The 22,654-nt window shown below is 66.7% G+C and carries 19 protein-coding genes; 4 read left to right on the forward strand and 15 right to left on the reverse strand.

Features of this window, described 5'->3' with window-relative positions:
* The 6 genes from HYZ11_04805 to HYZ11_04830 form a co-directional block, all read right to left on the reverse strand.
* Window positions 1–1,140, reverse strand: a complete 1,140-nt coding sequence (locus tag HYZ11_04805; protein MBI3126905.1) for a threonine synthase — start codon at window positions 1,138–1,140, stop codon at window positions 1–3.
* An 8-nt stretch (window positions 1,141–1,148) separates the two neighbouring features.
* Window positions 1,149–1,931: a maleate cis-trans isomerase gene (locus HYZ11_04810; GenBank protein ID MBI3126906.1), complete on the reverse strand. Its 783-nt coding sequence runs from the start codon at window positions 1,929–1,931 to the stop codon at window positions 1,149–1,151.
* A 75-nt stretch (window positions 1,932–2,006) separates the two neighbouring features.
* Window positions 2,007–3,347, reverse strand: a complete 1,341-nt coding sequence (locus HYZ11_04815) for a M28 family peptidase (protein ID MBI3126907.1) — start codon at window positions 3,345–3,347, stop codon at window positions 2,007–2,009.
* A 10-nt stretch (window positions 3,348–3,357) separates the two neighbouring features.
* A complete protein-coding gene (locus HYZ11_04820; GenBank protein MBI3126908.1) occupies window positions 3,358–4,191 on the reverse strand; it encodes an ABC transporter permease in 834 nt (277 codons plus the stop codon).
* An 11-nt stretch (window positions 4,192–4,202) separates the two neighbouring features.
* Window positions 4,203–5,186, reverse strand: a complete 984-nt coding sequence (locus HYZ11_04825; protein MBI3126909.1) for an ABC transporter permease — start codon at window positions 5,184–5,186, stop codon at window positions 4,203–4,205.
* Between the two features lie 36 nt (window positions 5,187–5,222).
* Window positions 5,223–6,836, reverse strand: a complete 1,614-nt coding sequence (locus tag HYZ11_04830) for a hypothetical protein (GenBank protein MBI3126910.1) — start codon at window positions 6,834–6,836, stop codon at window positions 5,223–5,225.
* Window positions 6,837–7,025: 189 nt separating this feature from the next.
* On the opposite strand from HYZ11_04830, the gene HYZ11_04835 reads away from it, so the two are divergent.
* The gene (locus HYZ11_04835; GenBank protein ID MBI3126911.1) at window positions 7,026–8,159 is read left to right on the forward strand and encodes an aminopeptidase P family protein; all 1,134 of its coding nucleotides are present in this window, start codon (window positions 7,026–7,028) and stop codon (window positions 8,157–8,159) included.
* A gap of 225 nt (window positions 8,160–8,384) precedes the next feature.
* Complete coding sequence (locus HYZ11_04840) at window positions 8,385–9,959, forward strand: ABC transporter substrate-binding protein (GenBank protein MBI3126912.1); 1,575 nt, start codon at window positions 8,385–8,387, stop codon at window positions 9,957–9,959.
* Between the two features lie 190 nt (window positions 9,960–10,149).
* Here HYZ11_04840 and HYZ11_04845 read toward each other — a convergent pair whose 3' ends face one another.
* From HYZ11_04845 to HYZ11_04870, 6 genes are all read right to left on the reverse strand, one after another.
* Window positions 10,150–11,997: a radical SAM protein gene (locus HYZ11_04845; protein ID MBI3126913.1), complete on the reverse strand. Its 1,848-nt coding sequence runs from the start codon at window positions 11,995–11,997 to the stop codon at window positions 10,150–10,152.
* Window positions 11,998–12,090: 93 nt separating this feature from the next.
* Complete coding sequence (locus tag HYZ11_04850) at window positions 12,091–13,140, reverse strand: carbon-nitrogen hydrolase family protein (GenBank protein ID MBI3126914.1); 1,050 nt, start codon at window positions 13,138–13,140, stop codon at window positions 12,091–12,093.
* 250 nt (window positions 13,141–13,390) lie between these two features.
* Window positions 13,391–14,377: an amidohydrolase family protein gene (locus HYZ11_04855; GenBank protein MBI3126915.1), complete on the reverse strand. Its 987-nt coding sequence runs from the start codon at window positions 14,375–14,377 to the stop codon at window positions 13,391–13,393.
* Window positions 14,378–14,398: 21 nt separating this feature from the next.
* Window positions 14,399–15,208, reverse strand: coding sequence for an ABC transporter ATP-binding protein (locus HYZ11_04860; GenBank protein MBI3126916.1), 810 nt, complete (start codon window positions 15,206–15,208; stop codon window positions 14,399–14,401).
* An 11-nt stretch (window positions 15,209–15,219) separates the two neighbouring features.
* Window positions 15,220–16,242, reverse strand: coding sequence for an ABC transporter substrate-binding protein (locus tag HYZ11_04865; GenBank protein ID MBI3126917.1), 1,023 nt, complete (start codon window positions 16,240–16,242; stop codon window positions 15,220–15,222).
* Between the two features lie 52 nt (window positions 16,243–16,294).
* A complete protein-coding gene (locus HYZ11_04870) occupies window positions 16,295–17,140 on the reverse strand; it encodes an ABC transporter permease (GenBank protein ID MBI3126918.1) in 846 nt (281 codons plus the stop codon).
* Window positions 17,141–17,275: 135 nt separating this feature from the next.
* On the opposite strand from HYZ11_04870, the gene HYZ11_04875 reads away from it, so the two are divergent.
* Window positions 17,276–18,025, forward strand: coding sequence for a cyclase family protein (locus tag HYZ11_04875; protein ID MBI3126919.1), 750 nt, complete (start codon window positions 17,276–17,278; stop codon window positions 18,023–18,025).
* The gene (locus HYZ11_04880; GenBank protein ID MBI3126920.1) at window positions 18,022–18,684 is read left to right on the forward strand and encodes a cyclase family protein; all 663 of its coding nucleotides are present in this window, start codon (window positions 18,022–18,024) and stop codon (window positions 18,682–18,684) included. The genes HYZ11_04875 and HYZ11_04880 overlap by 4 nt, the downstream gene beginning before the upstream one ends.
* A gap of 757 nt (window positions 18,685–19,441) precedes the next feature.
* On the opposite strand, the gene HYZ11_04885 is transcribed toward HYZ11_04880, so the two are convergent.
* The 3 genes from HYZ11_04885 to HYZ11_04895 are packed head-to-tail and all read right to left on the reverse strand — an operon-like array spanning window position 19,442 to window position 22,567.
* Complete coding sequence (locus HYZ11_04885) at window positions 19,442–20,593, reverse strand: hypothetical protein (protein MBI3126921.1); 1,152 nt, start codon at window positions 20,591–20,593, stop codon at window positions 19,442–19,444.
* On the reverse strand, window positions 20,586–21,626 hold the full coding sequence (locus tag HYZ11_04890; protein ID MBI3126922.1) for an amidohydrolase: 1,041 nt from the start codon (window positions 21,624–21,626) through the stop codon (window positions 20,586–20,588). Before HYZ11_04890 ends, HYZ11_04885 begins: the two co-directional genes overlap by 8 nt.
* 11 nt (window positions 21,627–21,637) lie before the next feature.
* Entirely contained in the window at window positions 21,638–22,567 is a 930-nt protein-coding gene (locus tag HYZ11_04895) for an MBL fold metallo-hydrolase (protein ID MBI3126923.1), read from the reverse strand.
* Window positions 22,568–22,654: the final 87 nt, after the last annotated feature.

Genomic DNA, 22,654 nt, shown 5'->3' on the forward strand with positions numbered 1-22,654 from the left:
CTAGCCTTCCTTCACCACCAGCTTCTCCAGCTTGTCCGCCGCCTTGAGGCCGTGTCCGGTGACGGGGATGGCCACCGTCTCTCCGGCGCCGATCTTCTTCTCTTTCACCAGGATCTCGAGCCCGGCGAAGGGCACCGCGCTCGTCGGCTCCATCAGCACGCCTCGGCGGGCGAAGTGCCGGAGGACGGGCGGGAGCGCCTCGTCCTCCACCACCAGCACCTCGCCCCCCGTCTCGCGCACCGCCGCCGCCATCTGCCTCCAGCGGACGGGCCTGGTGATGCTGATCCCCTCCGCCAGGGTGGGCCGGGCCTCGATCGCCGGGATGGCCTTCAGGTCCCCGCGCCATATCTCGCGCAGGGGGGCGCACCGCGCGGCCTGGGCCGCATAGATGCGGGGCATCCGGTCGATGTAGCCGGCGGCGAAGAGCTCACCGAAGCCCTTGTGCGCGCCGATGAGCATGGAGCCGTGCCCGGCGGGGACGACCACGGTGTCCGGCGCCCGCCCCCCGAGCTGCTCCCACACCTCGAAGGCCCAGGTCTTGGTCCCGTGGTTGAACCAGCAGTTCCAGAAATGGCTGGCGTAGAAGCGGGACTCCGCGGCCCGCATGGCCGCGTCCGTGGTCGCTTGGCGGGGGCCGGGAATCTTGACCAGCCTAGCCCCGTAGGCCGCGATCTGGGCGCACTTGGCGGGGGAGGTATCCTCGGGGACGTACATGTCGCAGGCGATCCCCGCGCGTCCCGTGTAGGCGGCGATGGCGGCGGCCGCGTTGCCCGAGGAATCCCCCAGGACCTCCCGGACGCCCCACTCGCGCACCTTGCTGATCAGCAGCGTCGCCCCACGGTCCTTAAAAGAGCCGGTTGGAAAAAGAAAGTCGAGCTTGCAGAGCACCTCGCGCCCGGCGAAGGGGAGGGCCACCAGGGGCGTCATCCCCTCATCCAGGCTGACGATGCTCCGGTCATCCTCGATGGGGAGCGCTTCGCGGTACCGCCAGAGGCCGGCCCTCCGGCGGCTCAGCCCTTCGCGGGGGAAGATCCCCTTCACGTCCACGTCGAGGGGCGCGCCGCACTCGCACCGCCAGCGAGGCGTGTCCGCGGGGAATTCTTGGGTGCAATCGATGCAGCGGAGGATGAACAAGGACATGAGGGCGCTCAGGCCCCCGCGGGGGCTTTCGCGTTCTTGCGCCACCGCGCCGCCGAGCCGTCCGGCAGCTCCTCGACCTCGAACAGCCGGCCGAAGCCCTGGACGCGGTCCCTCAGGCCGATGCGCCGCAGGGCCGCCCAGAAGGAAGCCTGGTTCGCGGTCACGACCGGGACCCCCAGGTCGCGCTCGAGCTGGCCGGCCACGTCGATGGCGCGCATCTGGGTGCAGGAGATGAACAGCCCGTTCGCCTTCCCGGTATAGGCCTTGCGGGCCAGCCGGTAGATGGACTCCGGCGAGTTGTCGGCGTGGGCCCACACGCTCGGCTGGTCGAAGGTCTCCAGCGAGACGACCTCGATGCCGTTCCCCTCGAAGAAGGCGCGCAGGCGCTCGTTCACCACGTCCGGGTAGGGGGTGGCCACCGCCATCCGCTCGAATCCCAGCACCTGCATCGCTTCGAGGCAGGCGGTCGTGGTGGTCAGCGCGGGGACCCCCGCCAGCTTCTCGATGCGGCGGATGATCTCCACGTCGTGCCCCACCCCCTCGACGAAGCTCCCGCTCGTGCACCCGTAGACCATGACGCCCACCCGCGCGTGGGCGAGGGGCACGACGGCCGCCTCCAGGTGCTTCAGCGCTTCGTGGAGCACCTCCACCGAGGATTCGAGCTTCTCTCCCCAATAGACGCGGCTCGCGTGGACCGCGACGCCGCTGGGGGCCATCCGGAAGAAATCGGGCTCGTTGGTGTTGTTCCCCGAGGGCACCAAGAGGCCGATGCGCCCGCGCCATCCGTACATGATCACCTCCGCTCGAAGTTCATGCCGATTCTATCCGCGGCGCGCGGGAACGGCAAGACGCGAAGCCCTGGACGCCTAATCCGCCGGCGGGGGCACGAACCCGTAGTGCGCCATCAGGCGCCCGGCCTCTTCCCGGGTGCGGGCGCGGGCCAGGGGAGCCTCGCTCGCCAGGGCCTTGAGCAGCACCCGCGCCGCGGCGCCCGTCGCCGCCGTCAAATCCTCCCGGCCCACCTTGTCGGCCGTATCCGCCGGGGAGAGGTGGAAGCCGCAGTTCGAGTCCTTCTCGTTCAACCCCGCTAGGAGGCGCACGGCGGGGACGCCCCTCGCCACGTAGTTCGCATGGTCGGAGTTGTTCGCCACCCAATCGCTCACCTCGCATCGCGCCGGCTCGTCCCGCAGCGCCTCGCGCGCCCAGTCGGCCAGGTCGGAGAAGCCGTTGCACAGGAAGGTGAGCTTCGAGCTCCCCGCCACCACGTCCAGGTTGAGGTTGAGCGCGATGCGGGCAATCTCCTCCTCCCGAAGGCCGCCCACGTACGCCCGCGAGCCCTGGAGCCCCCATTCCTCCACGGTGTAGAAGTGAACCTCCAGATCGTTGGCGAAGCGGCCCCGATGGGGGACGAGGAGCCGGGCGAGCTCGAGCGCGGCGGCGCAGCCCGTCGCGTTGTCGAGGGCCGACTCCCCGCAGTTGTGGCCGTCGTAGTGGGCGCTGAGGATGACCTTCCGTCCCCCGCCCCGGCCCGGGAGCGAGGCGACGAGGTTGGCCGCCCGGGCGGGGGACGTCTCCACTTGGACGTCAAGATGAACCTTGCCTCCGAGGCGGCGCAGGAGCATGCCGTCCTCCCGCGACACGCCAATCGCCGGGATGGGCGAGCCCGCGGGGGTGGTGGAGCCCGTCACCGGGAAGCAACCCGGGCGCGAATTGACGAGGATGAAGGCCGCCGCCCCTCGCTCCACGGCGGGGAGGAACTTGCGCCTGCGGTGAAGGGAGGTCACCGAAAAAGAGTACTCGGCGTCCGCCAGCACGGCCCGCCCGCGCACCGAGCCCCCCGCGCGGCGGTAGCCCTCGTCGTCCCCCCGTCCCAGGTCCACGATCTCGAGCTCCACCCCGCCGGGTGGGGTGGGGGCGCTGTGGACCAGCGGCAGGGGCCGGAAGGCCCGTCCCGGCGGAGCCGCCGGATGCGAGAGCTCGCACCGGAGGCACTGCCAGCCGGTATAGCCGAATTCCCAATACCGGACATCCTCGAGGCTCGCCTCCCGGAGGCGCCGCTCCAGGAAATCCGCCGCCGCGGCCTCGGAGGGCGTGCCGCAGAAGCGGGGGCCCAAATCGCAAATCTCATGGAAGGCGCGCCACAGGCCAGGGCCCGTCCGGATCCGGCCGGCGATTTCCGTCAGGATCTGATCAATCGAGGTGGACACAAGTCCCTCCCTATCCCGCGCGCTCCCGCAGACGAGGGTTCAGCGCCTCATTGATTCCGTCCCCCATCAGGTTGAAAGCGAGGACGGTCAGGAAGATGGCCGTGCCGGGAAAGACGGACAGCCACCATCCCTGATGAAGATAACCCTGCGCCCCGTACAGCATGGAGCCCCAGCTGATGAGGTTCGGATCCCCGAGGCCGAAGAAGCTCAAGGACGCCTCGAGGAGGATGGCCTGGGCGACGTCGAGCGATCCGGCCACCACGGCGGGGGCCAGGGCGTTGGGGAGGATCTGCTGGAAGCACAATCCCAAGTCCCCCATGCCGGTGGCCCGCGCCGCCTCGATGAACTCACGCTGCTTGAGGGAGAGGAACTCCGCCCGGATGAGCCGGGCCGTCGGGGGCCAGCTCAGCACCCCGATGACGAAGATGACTTTCCCCAGGCCCGCGCCGAAGAGGGAGATGATGATGAGGGCGAGGAAGAAGCGGGGCATGATCTGGAACAGTTCGGTCATGCGCATCAGGAAGGCGTCCGCCCGCCCGCCGTAGAAGCCCGCCGCCGCGCCTACGGTGATGCCGATGGAACTCGAAGTGACCGCGGCCAGGAAACCGACCGTCAGGGAGACGCGCGTCCCATGCAGGATTCCACTCCAGATGTCGCGCCCCTGGTTGTCCGTCCCGAACCAGTAGTCCCGCCCGGGCGGGGCGAAGGCGTCCCCTCCCACCCGCAGGGGGTCTCCCACGGCCAGCCAGGGAGCGAGGAGCCCGATCAAAATCAGCCCCAGCACCCATAGGCCCCCCGCGGCCGCGGCGCGGTTGCGGAGGAACCTCCGGACGAAGCCCTGCACGGCCTTCTCCCTCAGAGCCTCACGCGAGGATCCAGATAAGCGTAGGCGATGTCGGTCAATAGATTGACGACGACGATGCCCGCGCAAACGACCAGGAAGATGCCCATGATCACGGGATAGTCCCGCGAGGTGATCGAGTCGTAGAGGAGCCGCCCGATGCCCGGCCACGCGAAGACAGTCTCGACCAGCGCTGAACCCGCCAGCAGGAAACCGAAGTTGAAGCCGATGGCGGTGACGATGGGGATCAGGCTGTTCCGGAGGGCGTGGAGGTAGACGATCCGCCTCTCCGAGACGCCCTTGGCGCGGGCGGTGACGATGTACTCGCGCCGGAGGACCTCGAGCATGCTGGCCCGCGCGATGCGGCTGTTCAGGGCCAGGAACCGCGCGCCGAGGGCGAGGGCCGGGAGAATCAGGTGGACCGCGACGCTCAGCGCCCGGCCCCATCCGCCCGGTTCCGCCCGCAGGGAGACCATTCCCTGGGCCGGGAGCCAGCGCAGCTCCAGGGCGAAGCCGAGGATGAGGAGCTGCCCCAGCCAGAAGACCGGCATGGAGAAACCGGCCAGCGAAATCACACTGGTGAGGTTGTCGAGCCAGGAATACGGCCGCCGCGAGGCGAGGACTCCCAGGGCGACCCCCAGGATGGCCGCGAGGACGAGCGCCGTGCCCGACAGGAGGAGGGTGGCGGGCAGGCGCTCCAAAATCAGCCCCAGCACCGGCTGGCGGTTGGCGAACGAGAAGCCGAGGTCGCCCCGGAAGAGGCGGCCCATATAGATGAAGAGCTGTTCCCAGAGGGGGCGGTCGAGCCCGAAGTCGACCTTGAGGCGGGCGACGTACTCCGGCGGGGCGGGAAAGTCCCCCACCAGGACGTTGATCGGGTCGCCGGGGGCGAGGTGGATGATGGTGAAGTTCACCACCACGACCGCGAACAGCAAGGGGACGGCGTGGAGCGCACGCCGGAGGATGAACTGGGGAAGCGTGGCCGAGGCTCTATCCATATCGGGGCGCCGCTCCTCGATTCCGGAGGCCGCGCCCTAGGGCTTCTCCCGCCCCCCCGTCATCCACGCTTCCTCCCATCCCTCGTAGGGAGTCCGGGCCCGCCAGAGTCCCCTGAACTTGGCGCCGGCCACGTCCACCTCGCTCCGCTCGAATAGGATGGCGGAGGGGATGTCCTGGATGAGAATCTTGGACGCCTCCTGGTAGAACTCTCCCCTATTCTTCAGGCTGGCCGCGGTCGCGCCCTTGCCGAAGAGCTCGTCCACCCGTGGATTGCCGTACCAGGTCGGATTCACGAAGACCGACCGGCTCTGGTTCGTGGCGTAGATCCGGACGAGGCCGACGGGGTCGCCCGCCGAGGTGTAGGTCTGGAGCGTCACGTCGTAGTCCCGCTTGCCGAAGGCCAGGTCCTGCATGACGGCCCGCTCGACCCCCACCAGGTTCACTTTCACGCCGACGTCGGCCCAGTTGCTCCGCAGGATCTGCGAGGTGGGCGGGAGCAGCGGGTGGCTCGACATGTAGACCACGGTCAGGGCGAAGCGGGTGCCGTCCCCCTTCCTCGGATGACCCGCCTCGTCGAGCAGCCGATTCGCCTTGGCCGGGTCGTAGGGATAGGCCTTGCGGTAGTCCGCCTCGGGAGTGACGAGCCACGGGAAGCGGGAGTCGAAGGGGGTGCTCGCCTCGTTGCCCAGGCCGAAGTCGGCGCGTTCGACCATGAGCTTGCGGTTCAGGGCCATGTACAGGGCGCGCCGCACGCGCACGTCGTCCAGGGGCTTTCGCTGCAAGTTGAAATGGATGGTCGCGTTGCCCGGCGTGTCGGTGTCCTTCCGGAACCGGAACTCCTTCCGCTTCGAGAGGCGCTGGAACTGCTGCTTGGGGAAAAAATAGCTCGCAATGAAGTCCACCTCCCCCGCCTCGAGCGCCAGAACGCGGGCCGGGGTATCCGGGATGACCTTGAGGATGACGCGGTCGAGATAGGGCTTCCCCTTCTTGAAGTAGTTCGGGTTGCGCGCCAGGGCGATGTGGCTCCCCGAGACGGACTCCTGGAACATGAAGGGCCCCGTCCCCACCGGCTTGAGCCTCTGGGGGCTCTTCAGCACGTCCTGCCCTTCCCAGAGATGCTTCGGGAGGATGCCGGACTCCGGGCAGGTCATCGACGTCAGGAAGGGCCCGAAGGGCCGCTTGAGCTTGATTACGACGGTGTGGGGGCCGGGCGTGTCGACGGATCCCACATTGGCCATGACGAGCCGGGCGCGGGGATGGAACTTCGCCACCACCTGCTCCAGGGTGAACTTCACATCGGCTGACGTAAAAGGCTTGCCGTCGTGGAAGCGCACGTTCCGCTCGAGATGGAAGGTGTAGGTCAGGCCGTCCGGGCTGGCTTCCCAGGACTTGGCGAGGTCGGGCCCGAAGCTCCCGTCCCTCCGGGACGCCAAGAGACCGCTGTACACCTTGCAGCCGACGCTGTGGATGTGGACACCGGTGGTGAGGATGGGGACGAAGTGATCCGGGCTGGGCGCGATGGCCTGGATGAGCGTGCCGCCGTACCGCGGCTTCTCCTGGGCCGAGGATGCGCCGGCCGCCGCGTGGGACACCGCTCCGCCGAGAAGGGCGGTAATGAGAAAAGGCATCAACCGTCGAAGGATCGCCATGGGCATTCTCCGCGCGGGGAGGAAGGCATCGTCGATGTCGGAGGAAATGGAAACCGCATGAAATGTATCACCCTTCTTCGGCGGGGGTCAACGTTCGGCGGATCGCCTTGTGGGCCCAAACCCAAGTCGATACTGTGAAAAACGAGGGCGGCGAGCCGCCCGCACCCATCCCGTGCGAGGAGAGCCATCATGTCTGACGGAAAGCGCCCGATCATCGCCAACGTCGATCGGCTGAACCAGCTCATGGATCGCGACGGCTATGACGCCCTCGTCCTCCGCTCCGGTAAGAACTTCACCTATCTCGCCGGTTTATCCTACCCCGGCACTCTCGGGAGGCACCTGGATTTCCCGGACTCCCCGAGGGGGGTGCTCGTCGTCTGGCCGCGGAGGGGGGAACCCGTGATGGTGCTGAACCCGACCGCCGCCCCGCTCGCGGAGCGCGACTCCTGGCTCTCCCGCATCGAGATCTACGGCTCCTACGCGGAGTCTCCCTTCGCCAAGGCGGCCGGGATCCTCAAGGAGATGGGCGCCGCGGACGGGAAGATAGGCTTCGAGAAGACCTACATCAGCGCGGCGGACTGGGAGGAGATCCCCAAGCTCCTGCCCCGCGCCGCGCTCTCCGACTGCACGGCGATGATGGACGAGGTCCGGTGGATCAAGACGCCGGGCGAGGTCACCCTCATCCGGGAGGCCGCGGACATCCTGGACGAAGCCTACCTCGAGGCCTTCGCCTCCCTCCGCCCGGGAGAAACCGAGCGCGAGGTCCACAGCCGCATCGTGGCGGGCTGCATCCGGCGCGGGGCCCAGTGGGCCCATGGGATGCTGAACCCCCTCCGGAACACCGTCATCTACGGGGGCGAGGGCGATTTCCCGTTCGAGAGGGGAGACATCATCCGCAATGACTACGTCTCCTACTACCTGGGCTACCCGGGCCATCAGTCGCGCGTCGCCGTCCTGGGCCCGCCGTCCGGCGAGCAAAAGCGCATCTACAAGATTGTCCTGGATATCTACCGGGCGGTAATCGTCCGGTGCCGGCCGGGAGCGAAATCGAGCGACCTGTATGCGTATGCATCAGAGCGGTTCCGGGACAAGGGCTACAAGCAGCGCCTCAACATCGTGGGCCACAGCGTCGGGGCATGGTGGCATCAGCAGGAGCCGCATATGGTTCCGGGCTGCCACACGCCCCTCGAATCGGGGATGGTCGTCGCCCTCGAGCCCCACGCCGACTTCTGGCACATCCAGGACATGCTGCTCATCACCGAGGACGAGCCGGAGCTCCTCACGGCCCGCATCCCGACCGACGAGATGCTCGTGGCGGGGTAGACCGGCCAAGGCTCACCTCTTCAGCTCCAGCAAAAATGCCGATATGTTTACAAAATAAGTCATTTAAATTCAATTTATTACATGCAGAATGGGCGGCGTCTACCACTTGCGAGGCAGGAGGGATTGTCCAATAATTCAGACAGTCCTATCCTATTTAGAAGGCCGGGCACGAGCCTGCGCTGGATACGAAGCCCGCTTCTTTTTTTCGAGGAGGGACCTCCCCAAATGTTTCCTCTGCTGACTGCATTTTTCGCCGCACTGGCCATCCTGCTCACCCCTCCGGCGGGCCATGCCGCGAAAAAGGGCGGCACCCTCAAGATCGGCATCGAAGGCGAGGCTCCCGACCTGGACATGATCGGGCCCAACTTCATCCGCAAGATCTACCGCGAGACGATCGGAAACGGGCTCGTGAAGCTGGATGAGAACTTCAACATCGTGGGCGACGCGGCGAAGAGCTGGGAGGTCTCCGGGGACGGCCGCGTCATCACCTTCAAGCTACACCCCGGCGGGACCTACCACGACGGCACCCCCTTGGATGCAGAGTCGGTCAAGTGGAACCTCGACATCATCAACGGCAAGGCCTTCCCAAAGTGGGTCCAGGAGCGCCGGAAGAAGGAGCCGAAGTACAAGTACCGCAACCACTGGATCAGCTACCTTTTCCACATTGAAAAGGTGGTGGTGGTGGACAAGTACACCCTCCGGGTCCATCAGAAGGACGTCGGAAAGGCCCAGACGCTCGACGCCATGGCCAGCGCCTTCGACCGCTTCGTCCTCGTCTCCCCAAAGGCCTACGACGACGTCGAGCAGTTCCGACGGAAGCCGGTCATGAGCGGCCCCTTCAAGTTCGTCGAGTGGAAGCGCAACCAGCACTTCTTCGCGGAGCGCCACAAGGGCTACTTCGACAAGGATCTCCCGCACGTCGACCGGCTCGAGTTCTACTACATGCCGGACGCGAACCAGCGGATGAATGCCCTCGCCGCCGGCCAGATCGACATCATCAACAATCTCCCCCTTCCGCTCTACGAGACGGCGAAGAAGACGACGGGAGTGGCCGTGCATTCCGGCCCCGCCACCACCAACTACGCCTTCCCCTTCAACGTTCAGATGGACCCCTGGAAGGACGTCCGCGTCCGCAAGGCCATCTCCTGCTTCGGCGTGGACCGCGCCCAGATCGTCAATACCGCCCTGCGCGGCCTCGGCAAGCCGTGGGTAGGCTACACACCCGCAGGCGCCAAAGACGCGCTCGACCTGAACGCCGAGTGCCCCTACGACCCGGAGCGGTCCAGGAAGCTCCTGGCCGAAGCGGGCTACGGGCCGGGCAAACCGCTGAAGTTCGCCATGGTCACGAACAACTCCGATCCGGCCCACCTCGAGGTGGCCCAGTCGCTCAAGTCCCAGTTCGCCAAGATCGGCGCCGACATGGACATCCAGATCGTGGACTACGCCACCTGGAACCGCGCTTTCGTGGTGCAGCGCAGAACCCAAATCACGCTTCAGAACACCCTTTCGGGCCGCAGCGTCAACACCCAGTCCCACACCATCCATACGAAGTCGGGGATCGACTACTACAACCTTAAGGACCCGAAGGTGGACGAGCTGCTCGATGCCTGGCGGTCCACCATCGACCCGAGGAAGCAGCTCGAGATCAGCCATCGGATTCAGCGCTACATGGTGGAGCAGGCCTACTACCCCAATCTCGCCAGCTTCCCGTTCATCCAGGCTGCCCGCTCGGACGTGAAGGGCTTCAAGAATCTGGGCAAGCTGATCCTTGATTACAGCGGAGTCTGGCTGGACCGCTAGGCGGCAGGCAATAATGAAATAAAGGCACCCAGGCGCCCGCCTCCTTTCCTGGGGGGCTGGCGCCTGGGCCGTCGACACGGCTGCAATGCTTCTTCGAATCCCCTTCCCGCCCGGGCACATCCCAAGGGCGCTCCGGGGTGCTTCTGGGAGCGAAACCTGGGCCCCCCGGCTTGTGGGCGGCCCGCCGGCTTCACCGGCTGGCGGCGAGTTTCTTTTGCGTCTCCTCAAGGGCGGCCCGGAACGCGCGGCTCACCTTGCCGATGCGCCGGGTGAACACCATGCCCACGCGGGCGAAGGCGGGGTAGACGGGCGCGCCGGCCTCATCCAGAGGCAGCCGCAACAGGCCCATGGCCCGATCCCCGGCCAGCTCGATGAGGGACTCACCCGCCATCGACAGCTTCCAGGGGCGGAGAGAGGGGAGGATCAGGAGGTCCACCCTCTGCCTGAGTCTCGCCAGCGCCTCGCCCGCCCGCTCGGCCATCTCCTCCACCGATTCGCGGGCCTCGAGACGCAGGGAGATCACCTTCACCCCCAGGCGGCCGAAGAACGCGCGGACGAATCGCTCGGCCTCCCGGGGCAGCAAGCCCTCGGGCAGAGCGACACGGCGGGTCCGCCGCCCGAGGCCGGCCTCGGCCAGGAAGCGGGCCTCCCGGAAGAGTTCCTCCTTGAGGCGCCGGAGGAAGCCGCGGTTGCGGCGGCTCCACTCGCGGACGTAGCGCCGGCCCTCCAGCCGCAGAAGCGTGACCCACTTGTCCCCGTGGAGGGCGCTGGCCGCGACCCGGCCCAGCGAATAGAACTTGCGGAAGGCACGCAAGGTCTCCCGCTGGAGCTCGTAGGGGGTGAGCAGCCGGGGCTCGAAGGTGACGTAGTGGCCGTCGAAGAGGCCCCAATTCTCGGTGCGGATCCGCGCCTCGGCCTGAAGCCCCTCGGTCAGCACCGTGCCCGGGATGGGAGTGAGGATCATGAACTGGATGGTGTCGATGTCGAACCGCTTGGCGAGGCGCACGGTGGTCCGAACGCTCTCGGCGTCGTCGGCGTCCGAGCCCACAACGAACATGCCGTGCACCTTGATGCCGTGGCGGTGGAAGACCTCCATGCTCCGCTGGATGCGCTCCACCTCCATCCGCTTGTTGTAGAGGGCCAGGGTGCGCGGATTGAAGCTCTCGAAGCCGACGTAGACGTTGAAGCAGAGGCTCTCGCGCATGAGATCGAGGAGATCCAGGTCGTCCGTCACCTCGGAGCGGACCTGGGCCGACCAGCGCATGTCGAGGCCCTCCTCGATCTTCCGGCGGAGAATTTCCTTGGTGCGCCTGCGGTTCACCGCGAAGTTGTCGTCGCAGAAGAAGACGTAGTCACGGTCCCGGTAGAGGCTCAATTCCTCGATGACGCGGCCGACGCTCGTGTAGCGGTAGCCTCGGCCCAGCATGGCGGTGACGGAGCAGAAGGTGCAGTCGTAGGGGCAGCCGCGGCTCGTCATGATGGAGGCGACGCAGCCCTCCCCCCAGCCGTGGACGAGGCGGAAATCGGGAATCGGAAGAGCGTCGAGGTCGCCAACGAAGGCTCGGTTGGGATTGTGGACATGGCTCCCCCGCCCCGAGCGGCCCCCCGTCCAGAACGAGAGGTTCGGAATGCCCAACGGGGAGCGCCCGCCCTTGAGGGCGTCGAGGAGATCGAGTAGGGGCCCCTCCCCCTCCCCCTTCACCACGAAATCGGCGTGGCCGAGCGCCTCGCCGGGCCGGAAGCTGGCGTGGGTGCCGCCCATCACGACGGGGATGCCAGCCGCCCGGCAGCGGTCCGCCCAGTCGTAGCCGCGGGGGGAGGTGTTGGTCAGGCTGGAAATTCCCACCACGTCGGCCGTGGCGAGATCGCGCTCGTCCACCGGGGCCACGTCCTCGCAGTAGACCTTGGCCTCGTAGCCCGCCCGCTGGAGAAGCGTGGCGAGGAGAACCGCCCCCGTGCGGGGAATATGCACCCGGCTGTAGACGTTCGGGCTTTCGCTCTTGGGCTCGATGAAGATGATCTTGCGGATTGGCCGCATGACGCCTCTCCTGACCGCTGGACGCAAACCGAGCCCGGACCCCCGAGGATCCCCCGCCGAAGCGTTCCGGCTTATTCAAACGAGATCCGGCGCTCAACGCTCCTTAAATTGGAAGGGGCCGCCGTATTTTTTCAGGATACGCTGGTAGTCGCCCTGATAGATGCGGTCGTATTCGGGAATCCAGGCGTCGAGGTCCCCCTCCCGCCAGTACTCGTAGTCGTAGGCATACTCGCTGGGCTCGGCCAGCTCCTTATAGAGGGCCGGGTAGCGCTCATAGATCTGGCCGGGGCGGCAGCCGATGGGCCGCCAGTTGGGGTCGTCGGGCTTGGAGAGGTTCTCCTCGTCGAAATTGCGCGTGCGCAGGTAGCGCAGACGCTCCATGTCGAGGTCGCAGATGAGGACGCCAGGCTCGGACATCGAGGCCTCCATGCGCTCGGGCCCCGCCACCACCGCCCCCGCCGACATCTGCGTCTTGTAGTTAAAGCCGTGCCCCACGTAGAGGTTCTGGCTGGAGAGGACGTAGAAGAGGTTCTCCGCCGCGCGGGCCCGGGCAACGCATTTCCAGGTGTCGGTGAAGCCGAACCCGGTCTGGCTGTGCCGGCCGTGAACGGGCGAGACGATGATCTCGGCTCCCCGCAGCATGAGCAGGCGCGGGAGCTCCGGCACCCAGAGCTCGCTGCAGATCTGGAGGCCGATCCGCCCCAGGTCGGTCTCGACGCAGCAGGGCCCCTTGCCGGGCAGAAGGTGGCCCTTGCCGCCGTAGAGGTAGGCGTTCAGGGGCGGAGTGTCGGGCTGCTGGCGCAGGTAGCAGGCGATCTCCTCCCCTTCGGGGCTGAGCAGGCGGAGCGTCAGCAGATGGGCGCCCGGAATTTTGCTCTCGGTCACGTTGCCCGCGATGACATACATTGCATGCTGCTTGGCCTTTTTTTTGAGCTCCTCGACGGGGTTGAAAGGGAACTTGGGGTTGTCGAGCGGCCCCGTCATCGGGCCCGGGTAACCTTCCGGGTAGAGCAGGAGCTGGGCCCCCTTGGCTGCCGCTTCGTCGGCATAGCGGATGGCGGCCTCCGCGTTCCTCCATTCTTCTTCACCGAAGTGGGACTCCGGCAGGACGATTCCCACACGGACATTCGCAGGTCTGGCCAACACGCTCCCTCCCCAAAAATAGAAATGCCGATATGGATATCCTATTATTCGACGTTTTACCTGTCAATTTGGAAGGTCCGTTACCTGTCACTTAAAAAGGAGATTTTGAGCGGGGCCGGGAACTTCGAAGGGAAAAGAGAAACTAAGTGCCACTTTTTGAAACTAGGCCTTATACCTTTTTCCCGGGTATTTCTTGATTTTTCCGGCTGTAATCCGACCTTTTCCGGCCAGAAATGGGAAAGTCCGCCGATCAGCCGATGCCCAGGAGCCGGCAAGCGGTGCCGCCCCGGATTGCCGCCCGCTCCTCCTCCGTGAGGCCCGGCACCGAAGCGACAAACCCCACGGGGTCGCTCTCCTTCACGGCGAAGGGATAGTCGGTCCCCATGAGCAGGCGGTCCGCCCCCACCGCGTCGGCGATATAGCGCACGGCCTCGGGCCGGTGGGTGATCGTGTCGAAAAACATCCCCTTCAGGTACTCGCTCGGAGGCCGATGGATGACACCCTGGCACTGGTGCAAGACGCGGAACCCATGGTCGAAGCGGCCCTGGATCCAGACGGCCATCCCCCCCGCGTGGGCGAGGCAGATGCGCAGGCCCGGGAAGCGGTCCAGCACCCCGGCGAAGATGAGCCGCCCGGCCGCCACGGTGGTGTCCACAAGAAAACCGATGAGGTTGAAGAGATAGTATTCCTTCATCCGCTCCCGACCCGGCGGGCTGACCGGATGGATGCAGACCAGCATCCCCAGCCTCTCCGCCGCCGCCCAGAAAGGGGCGAGAGAAGGATGATCCAGATCGCGCTCCCCCGCCCGGGCGCCGATCTCGACTGATCGCATGCCCAGCCCGTGGACGCGCTCGAGCTCGGCCGCCGCCGCCTCGGGATCTTGCAGGGGGACCGTGGCCATCGCCACGAAGCGGTCCGGGTGGCGCCGCTGGAGGGCCGCCGCCTCGTCGTTCAGCAGGCGGGAGGACTCGGCCCCTACCTGAGCCGGCAGGTCGTAATGGAAGAGGAACGGCGGCGGGGAAACCACCTGCCGGTCCAGGCCCTGCTTCCGGATATCGGCCAGCTTCACCTCCACGTCATGGAAGCCATCGAGCAGCGGGATGAGCCGGTTGTCCGCCGCGAGGGCGGGCCTGCCGGAGGGGAGCTTGTCCAGGCGGACGCCCAGGGGATTGTTCTTCTTCCCCACCCATTCGAGGTAGGCGGGGGGGATGTAATGGGTATGGAGGTCGACAATCATCCTTCCGCCTTTCCGCCGCCGCTAGTCCCGAGGGGGAGCCGCCATGGTGACTTGTTCCTGCCGCAGCTTCTTCCAGATGTGGGAGCGCAACTCCGCGAAGCGCGGCGTTCCGCGCACGTCGTACTCCCAGCGCGGGCGCGGGAGGTCGATCGCCAGGATCTCCTCGATGCGGCCCGGCCGCGCCGACATGACCACCACCCGGTCGGCCAGGTACACCGCCTCGTCGATGCTGTGGGTGATGAAGACGACGGTCTTCTTCGTCCGGCTCCAGATGCGGAGCAGCTCCTCCTGCATGAACTCGCGCGTCTGGGCGTCCAGCGCGCCGAAGGGCTCGTCCATCAGGATGACCGCCGGGTCGATGGCGAGCACCCGGGCGATGCCCACCCGCTGCTGCATTCCACCCGAGAGCTCGTGCGGGTAGTGCCGCTCGAAGCCCTTCAGGCCGACCATCTCGATCCACCGATCCACGATGAGCCGCTGCCTCTCGGCCGGTATCCCCGCGATCTCCAGGCCAATGGCCACGTTGCCGTACACCGAGCGCCAAGGAAGGAGCCCGAAGCTCTGGAATACCATCCCTCGGTCCTGCCCCGGCCCGGCGACCGAGCGGCCATCGATTCGGATCTCCCCCCGGTCGAAGGGGATGAGCCCGTCGATGATCCGGAGGAAGGTCGTCTTCCCGCAGCCGCTCGGGCCGACAATGCAGAGGAACTCCTGGTCCGCTACCTCGAGGCCGATGTCCTTCAGCACCTCGACGCGCGTCTGCTCGTCCGCGGCCTCCCGCTTGACGAACGCCTTGGAGAGGCCGCGGATGGAAATCTTGGCCTGCGGCAACGGACGCCTCCCTACTTCCGGCCGAGCTCCTTCAGAGCGTTCTGCAGGAATGTGTCATTGGTCTGCTTGTCGGTGAACTTGAATCCGGGCTTGAGGCCCATCTTCTTGGCGTCCTCGGGGGAATTCGCGATGAGCCAGTCGGCGCTCTTCTGAAGGGTCGCGCGCAGCGGGGCGCCGCCGTTCACCGGCCAGAGTTTGTACTTCACCAGGTCCTTGTAGCCCTTCTGGAACATGGCGTCGTCATTGTAGGGGGCCACCTTCTTCGCCTCCGCCGCGAATTTCTTGGGGTCGTCGTAGGCGAGGCGGATGCCCCGGAGGCCCGCCGTCACGAGCTTCTGGACCACGGCCGGGTTTTCCTTGATGAACTTGGACGTAGAGACCAGCATCGGCCCCACGAGATCGGGGGCGTCCTCGGAAAAGACCGAGACGACGTGGAACTTGCCCGTGTCCGTGGCCTCGTAGACGTCATTCAGGCCGACGACGGTGGCGTCGATGCGCCCGGCGACCAGGGCGGCGATGCGATTCTCCCCGCCCCGGATGTAGAGCATCTCGAAGTCGCTGCGCTTCATGCCCAGCTTGTTCGCATAGAAGTCGATGATCGAGGCGCTCAGCCCGGAGGTGTCGTGGGCGGCGACCTTCTTGCCCTTCAGCTCCTTGATGCTCTTGATGTCTTTCTTCGCGATGACCGCCCACACCATCCGCTGCTCCGCGACCGCCAGGGCGACCATGTCCCCGCCCTTGGCCACCGTCTGCGCGAAGAAGGAGAACACCTGATACCCGACGTTCTCCTTCCCCGACAGGAGGGCGCGCGCCACGTTCCCCTGCCCGCGAAGGACGACGGGTTCCACCTTGATGTCGTCCAGGTAGAGGTTCCAGCCCACGAGCATGGCCGCCTTCTCCATGTCGAGACCGGCGGGATACAGCACCCGCACCGTCCGCTTCGCCGCCTCCGCCAAGCCCGCGGGGACGGCGAGAACGCCGGCGAGAAAAAGGACCACCGCCATCTTGAGGAAGTGCCGGTTGACCGCTCTCATTTTTCCCTCCTGTGCGGAAGCCGGGCCGCCGGCCCGGCGCCGCCCGCGCGGGCTATCCCTCCGCCCCCGCGGGCGCCTTCGCCTCCATCCCGCTCCGGATGGTGCTGGACTCCTTCCATGGGAAGAGCCAGGTCTCGATCGCCTTGACAAGGCGGACCGAGCCCAGCCCGTAAATCACGATGACGATGACCACGGCGAACACCACATCGGTGCGAAACACCCCGCTGTAGGAGACGATCATGCCGCCCAGGCCCGTGGTGGCCAGGAGCAGCTCGGCGATGATCATCCCGCGGATGGCGCGGCCCAGCCCCAGCCGGATACCGGTCAGGATGAACGGCGCGGCCGCGGGGAGCACCACCTTCTGGAAGATCTGGCGCTGGCTCGCGCCCAGGGAGCGCACCGGTTCGATCAGGTCGTAGCGGACGTCGCGGACGCCCGAGAAGGTATTGATGACGACATCGAAGAAGCAGAACGAGAAGACCACGATCACGCGCGCCTCGATTCCGATCCCGAACCAGATGATGATGACCGGGATGAGAGCCGAGACGGGAGTCACGAAAAAGGCCGAGATATAGGGCTCGAAGAACCGCTCCACCGACTCAAACCGGCCCATGAACATGCCGAGCGGGATGCCGACGAGCACGGCGGCCGCGAAGCCCACCGCGAGCGCCTGCGCGCTCACCAAGGTGGCGAGGACGAGTTCCCCGGTCAACGTCACTTCGGCGAGCGCGGCGGCCACCTCAGTGGGCGGGGCCAGGAAAAGCTTCCCCAGTATCCGCCCCGCGATTTCCCAGAATGCCAGCGCGACGGCATAGGAAGCCGTCCGCACGAGGCGGGCGCGATTCCAGTAGCCCGGCGTGAGCGGAAGCCCTACCGTGCCCCGGCTGAGGGTAGTCAAAGAGAACCTCGCGGCGGCCCCTCCGGGGGCGCTTTCCCCGGCGGCCGGATGTGCGATCCATTGCATGGATATTGCGTTTATACTAAAGGCTCACGCGTCGAGCGTCAAGTTTTTCCCGGCGGAGGAAGCCCAGCGATGGCGCGGATCGTCGATCTCTCTCATCCCATCTTCACCGGGATGCCCGCGTGGGTGGAGATGGGGGGCACCTTCGGCTTGGCCAAGACCGTCGTTTCCGCCTGGGACGACTATGAGACGAGTGCCTACCTGCGCACCCACGGGCGGGAGCGCGAGCTCTTCAAGACCTGCTTCATCGTGATGAGCGACAACGGCGGCACGCATGTGGACGCGACCTATCACTTCGACCCCCTCGGCGAGAAGATCTCCGATGTGCCCCTCGGGCGCTTCTACGGCGATGCCGTCCTGCTGGACCTCACCCACCTGCGGCCCATCCGTTATGACCCTTACGAGCGCAAGGTGCTGGAGACGGAATGGATCACTCCGGAGGAGCTCGACCGCGGCCTCGCCAGGGCCGGCACCGAGATCCGCCCGGACGACATCGTGCTCCTGCGCACCGGGGCGGAGCGCCTCTGGCCCCGGAAGGAGTATCACCACTCGTTCGTGCCCATGCGCCTGGAGGCCTTGGACTGGCTCATCGACCGGGGCGTCAAGCTCTTCGGGATGGATCAGATCACCATCGACATCATCCCCGGCTATGACCTCCCCCACATGCACATGCGGAAGCGCTACTCGATGCACATGGAGAACTTGCGGAACCTGGGCGCGATCGGGCGCCCGCGCTTCCGTTTCGCGGGCTTCCCGATCAAGTGGGCGGGCGGGCCCTGCTCCCCCATCCGGGCGGTGGCCATCGTGGAGGATGAAGCGTGAGCCGCCTCTTCGACCTCTCCCACGAGGTGCCCCACGAGCCAACGTGGGCCGCCAGCCACACCTTCGGCCGCGGCGCGGTGCTGGCCTACAGCGCCCTCGCCGAAACCAAGCTCGCCCAGACCTCGCTCCTGGCCTTCAGCGACCACGTCTCCACCCACATCGACGCGCCCGCCCATTTCCACCCGGAAGGGAAAACCATCGACCGGATGCCTCCCGAGCTCTTCGTGGAGGCTCCGGCCGTCTGGCTGGATTGCTCGGGCGGCGGGGCGGGAAAACCAGTCGGGCCGGACGAGCTGGCGCGCGCCGCCGAGGAGCATTTCAAGCGGGGGGATGCCGTCCTCATCTACACGGGGTGCTCGCGCGAATGGGGGAAGCCCGGCTACCGCGCTTCGCTGCGGCCCTTGGAGCCCGCGGCGGCCGAGTGGCTGCTCGAAAGAGGCGTGAGACTCTTCGGGGTGGACGGGCCGGAGATCGACGACGACCCCATTCGCTGGCCCGCGCACATGCTCATGCGGCGGCACGAGTTCTACGTGATCGAGAACCTCGCCCTCTGGCCGGCCGTGGCGGAACTGCCCCGGCGCTTCCGGCTCATCGCCATGCCGCTGACCATCCAGGGAGGGACGGCCGCCCCAGCGCGGGTGGTGGCTGTGGCGGATTGAGCGCCGTCTGGCGACAAGGAGCGAATCCCCGCAGGGAGAACCTTGTAGGGGCGTTCCACCCGCCGTCGCGCCTTCGTGCGCCGTAGCGCTTCGGCGCGCAGCCCGCTTCGTCTCGGAGATGGGGCGGGGAGCTGGAGTCCCCCGGGCATCCCTTTTGGCCGAAAACGCCCAGTTTTTTGATCAAAAATCCCCCTTTTTTGATCGAAAACCGCCTTTTTTGGCAAGAAAATTTTCGCAAAAAAACGCCCTGAGCATGAAAGTGCGCGAAATTGCGGTAACTGGCCCCGGCCCGGGCGGAGGTATCTTAACCGAGGGGCGCTCCACGTCCGCGGGGGCGACCGGCCGGCCGCCCCTGCGGAACGGGCGCTCCGGATGCCCGTCGCGGGAAAGCCGCGCGAATTGAGGGAAAAAGCCCATGGTTTTGGCCGGGAGGAAAAAGGGGCGCAATCAAGTAACGGGTAATAACGCTTAGTAAGGGATAAAGAGGGGATAAAGCCCGCGCGGTGCGGTGCGGCCAGCCCCGCGGCCCGCGGCTCCCCGCCGAAGGGACGGCTAGTGCCGCTTAATGACGGATAAAGCACCCATAGAGGCCCCTCCGGCGGGGTTGACTGTCCCGCCCCCCTGCCCTTTCCGGCGGCTTCCGGGAAATTCCGGGGAATTCCGGGGAATTCAGAAGTTTCCAGCCCCAAAGCCTGTTTGGGGGCTCCAAGACCCTTCCGCGGCGGAGGCGGGGGCGGCACCGGTTTTGGGATAATTGCTAGGTCCCCGCCCACTCCAGGATCTCGAACCCGCCGAGGCGGTCCACCAGGTAGTAGAGCCCGTCCCTGTCCTGGAAGACATCGTTGCTCTGGGCCACCTCGTGGCCCTTGCCGGGAAGGGGGATGTAGTAGCCCAGCTCCTCGACCCGCCAGGGGTTGGAGATGTCGATCATCCGCAGGCCGCCGCCGAACCAAGTGACGGCGAACCGGGTCTGCTCCCCGTAAATCTGCTCCTGGGGCTGATGACACCCGTACCAGCACTTGGGATCGTAGGGCTGGTCGTCCTTGCGCGCCCGGTAGGTGGCGATGGGGACCGGCTTCGTCTCCTCCGTGGCGTCCACCACCCAGAAGAAGGCGTTGGGGACGGGCGCGAGGCGGTCGGATACCTCCTCATCGTTCACCAGGAGGATCTTCCGGCCCTTGATGGTGTAGGGGAGAGGCATGGCCGTGTGGGTGGGGCAGACGAAGGGCGGGCTCCAGTCCACGTGCACGATGGGCTTGGGCTTCGAGAGATCCGTGATGTCATGGATGTACCAGCCGTGGTGCCACCAGCCGCTGTAGAGCCGGTTTCCCAGCCGCATGGGATGGTGGCAGCGCACCCGCCTTCCCTCGGGCAGGGGCGCCTCCCCTCCCCCGACCCACTGCCCGGGCACCCACCAGAGAGCCGCATACTCGGGCTTCTCGGGATCCTTGAGATCGAGGACCCCCATGATGTTCCCCACGTAGCCCTCGGGCTCGGGGGAGCCGTAGCAGTAGCGCCCGTCGTAGGTGAAGCGGTGGTAGCCCCACTCCCCCGCCTCGACGAAGGCGATCTCGCGCGGGTTCCGCCGGTCCGAGATGTCGAAGATTTTCAGTCCCCCGCGCGGCTTGCCGGGGCCCTCGTAGAAGCGGAACTTCTCGTAGTTGACCAGCATCAGGTCCCCGTCCACCCGCACCTTGTGGGAGTGAATGTTGGGCGGCACCTCGAGCTGGCACACCACCTTGGGATTCTTCCGGTCGGAGATGTCCACGACGGTGGTGCCCGCCGGGGGGCGCATGTGGGCGAGGTAGGCGTAGTTCCCCTCCACCACCACCTGGCCCGCCCCCGGAAGCTCCATCCGGGCAATCGGGCGGAATCCCCTGTTCACTCCGAACGGGCCGTAGTCAGGCATCGGGCCTCCTTGAGGATGACGGCGCTCCGGCCCGGGCCTCCAGCCGGAAGAGCCGGGCGGCGTTTCCACCGAAGATCATGCGCTTGGCCGCCGCGTCCAGCTCCGTGCAGCGCTCGATCGTCTCCGCGGCCTGGCGCATGTTCTCCGCGCCGAAGAAGGGATCGTCGCTCCCGTAGAGGATGCGCTCCGCCCCCACCAAGCGAGCCACGTAGGCCAGCGGCTCGGGCCTGTAGCAGATCGCGTCGAGGTACATCCGGGCGAAATGATCGGCCGGGTCGCCCCACTCCCACTCCCCCGCGAACATCTTGAAGCCCCCACTGAGCCTCCCCCAGAGGAATGGGACGGTGCCCCCCAGGTGAGAGAGCATGACCTCGAGCCCGGGCAGCCGGGGCAGGATGCCGCTCTGAACCAGGCGGGCGGCCGCCAGCGTGGTGTCCATCACGAAGCCCACGGTGACGTCCAGCCGGTAGTCCCGCAGGCGCAGCCCCTCGGGGCCGGGACGCGGGATGGGGTGCAGGAAGATCGGGAGGCCAAGGTCGCAGACGGCCTCGTAGAAGGAAAAGAGGCGCGGAGAATCCACATCCTCGCTTCCAATCACCGAGGGCAGCATCACTCCCCGCGCACCGTCTTCGCGGACGGCCCGCTTCAGTTCCTCGACGGCCGCTTCCGTGTCCTGAAGGGGCACGGCCGCCAGGGCGGCGAATTTGCCCGGGTGGCGGCGCACGATCGTCGCGACCTCGTCGTTGTAGAGCTGGCAGAGTTCGCGGGCGAGCTCCGGTTCGGCCCAGTAGACCATGGGCGGGGCGAGCGAGAGCACCTGGGCGTCCACCCCCGACTCCGCCATCTGCCCGAGGCGGACGTCCACATCGTAGAAATCGGGCGTGTAGGTGTAGAACTCCCGGCCCCCGGCGTAGAAGACGCGGTCCGCCCCGGGCCTGGGACGCCGGATCTGGACGGGGTACTTATCCCCCAGCGCTTCGATCCGCCGGAGAAAGCGCTCCGGGAAAAGGTGCGCGTGGGCGTCGATGCGCATGGTGCCTCCCGTCAGCCCGCAGCCAGCATCCGGTACACGTTGCGCACGTTCCAAGGCATCCATTCCCGGTAGCGGGGCAACGACTCGTAGTCCCGCAGCGAGACGTTCCTCGCGGCCTCCTCCTCGCTCATCCCCTTCTTCCGCGCATCGGCCACGCCCCCCCGGAGCGCAGCGAGCATGTCACGTAAGTTATTGATTTCATTCATGGTGGCAGGTTTGCCGTGGCCCGGAACGACCGTGCGGGCGTCGAGGCGGGCCACCCTCTCCAGGCAATCGATCCAGCCGCCGATGTCGCCGTCCCCCAGCCAGGGGAAACGGCCCACGAACAGGAGATCTCCCACGAAGACGATGCCATCGTCGGGGAGATGGACGACGATGTCGCCGTCGCAGTGGGCCGGCCCCCAGTACTGGAGGACCACCCGGCGCTTCGGGAAATGGAACGTGAACTGGTCAGCGAAAGTGTGCCTCGGAGGGATGGGAACCACCGCGTCGTACTCGGGCGCGGCGATGCGCCCCTTGAACCAGTCCCAGGCGGGGTCGCCCGGGGGGATTAATTCGCTGATGTTGGGGCCGAACAGGTGGGCGATGCGCTTGCCGAAATCGGTGACGGTTTCTCCCGCCCCGCCGTCCGGCCCGAAGAGCTCGCGGAACTTGGCGAGGGTGATCTCGTGCGCCAGGACGGGCGTGTCCCCGGCGAAGACGATTCCCCCGCCGGTGTGGTCCAGATGGTAGTGGGTCAGGATGAGCCAGGGAAAGGGCTTGCGCGAAAGGGCCTCCAGCTCCGAGCGGAACCGCCGCGCGAGGGGGACGCTCTGCTGGGCGTCGATGACGAGGTAACCCTCCGGCGTCTCGACGGCTCCCGCGTTCGAGTCGCCTCCCGCCCCCACGAAGGCGTGCACGTCCTCGGCGAGGGTCACCAAGCGCGCTTTTTCAGGGCTCATTTTTCCTCTGCCTGGTGTCCGGAAAACGCGGAAGGCCGGAGATGGATCATCCTCCCGGCCGCTTTCATGACGGCGATACGTTGAATA

It is taken from the genome of Candidatus Tectomicrobia bacterium (genome assembly GCA_016192135.1).
Classification (GTDB): Bacteria; UBA8248; UBA8248; order UBA8248; family UBA8248; genus 2-12-FULL-69-37.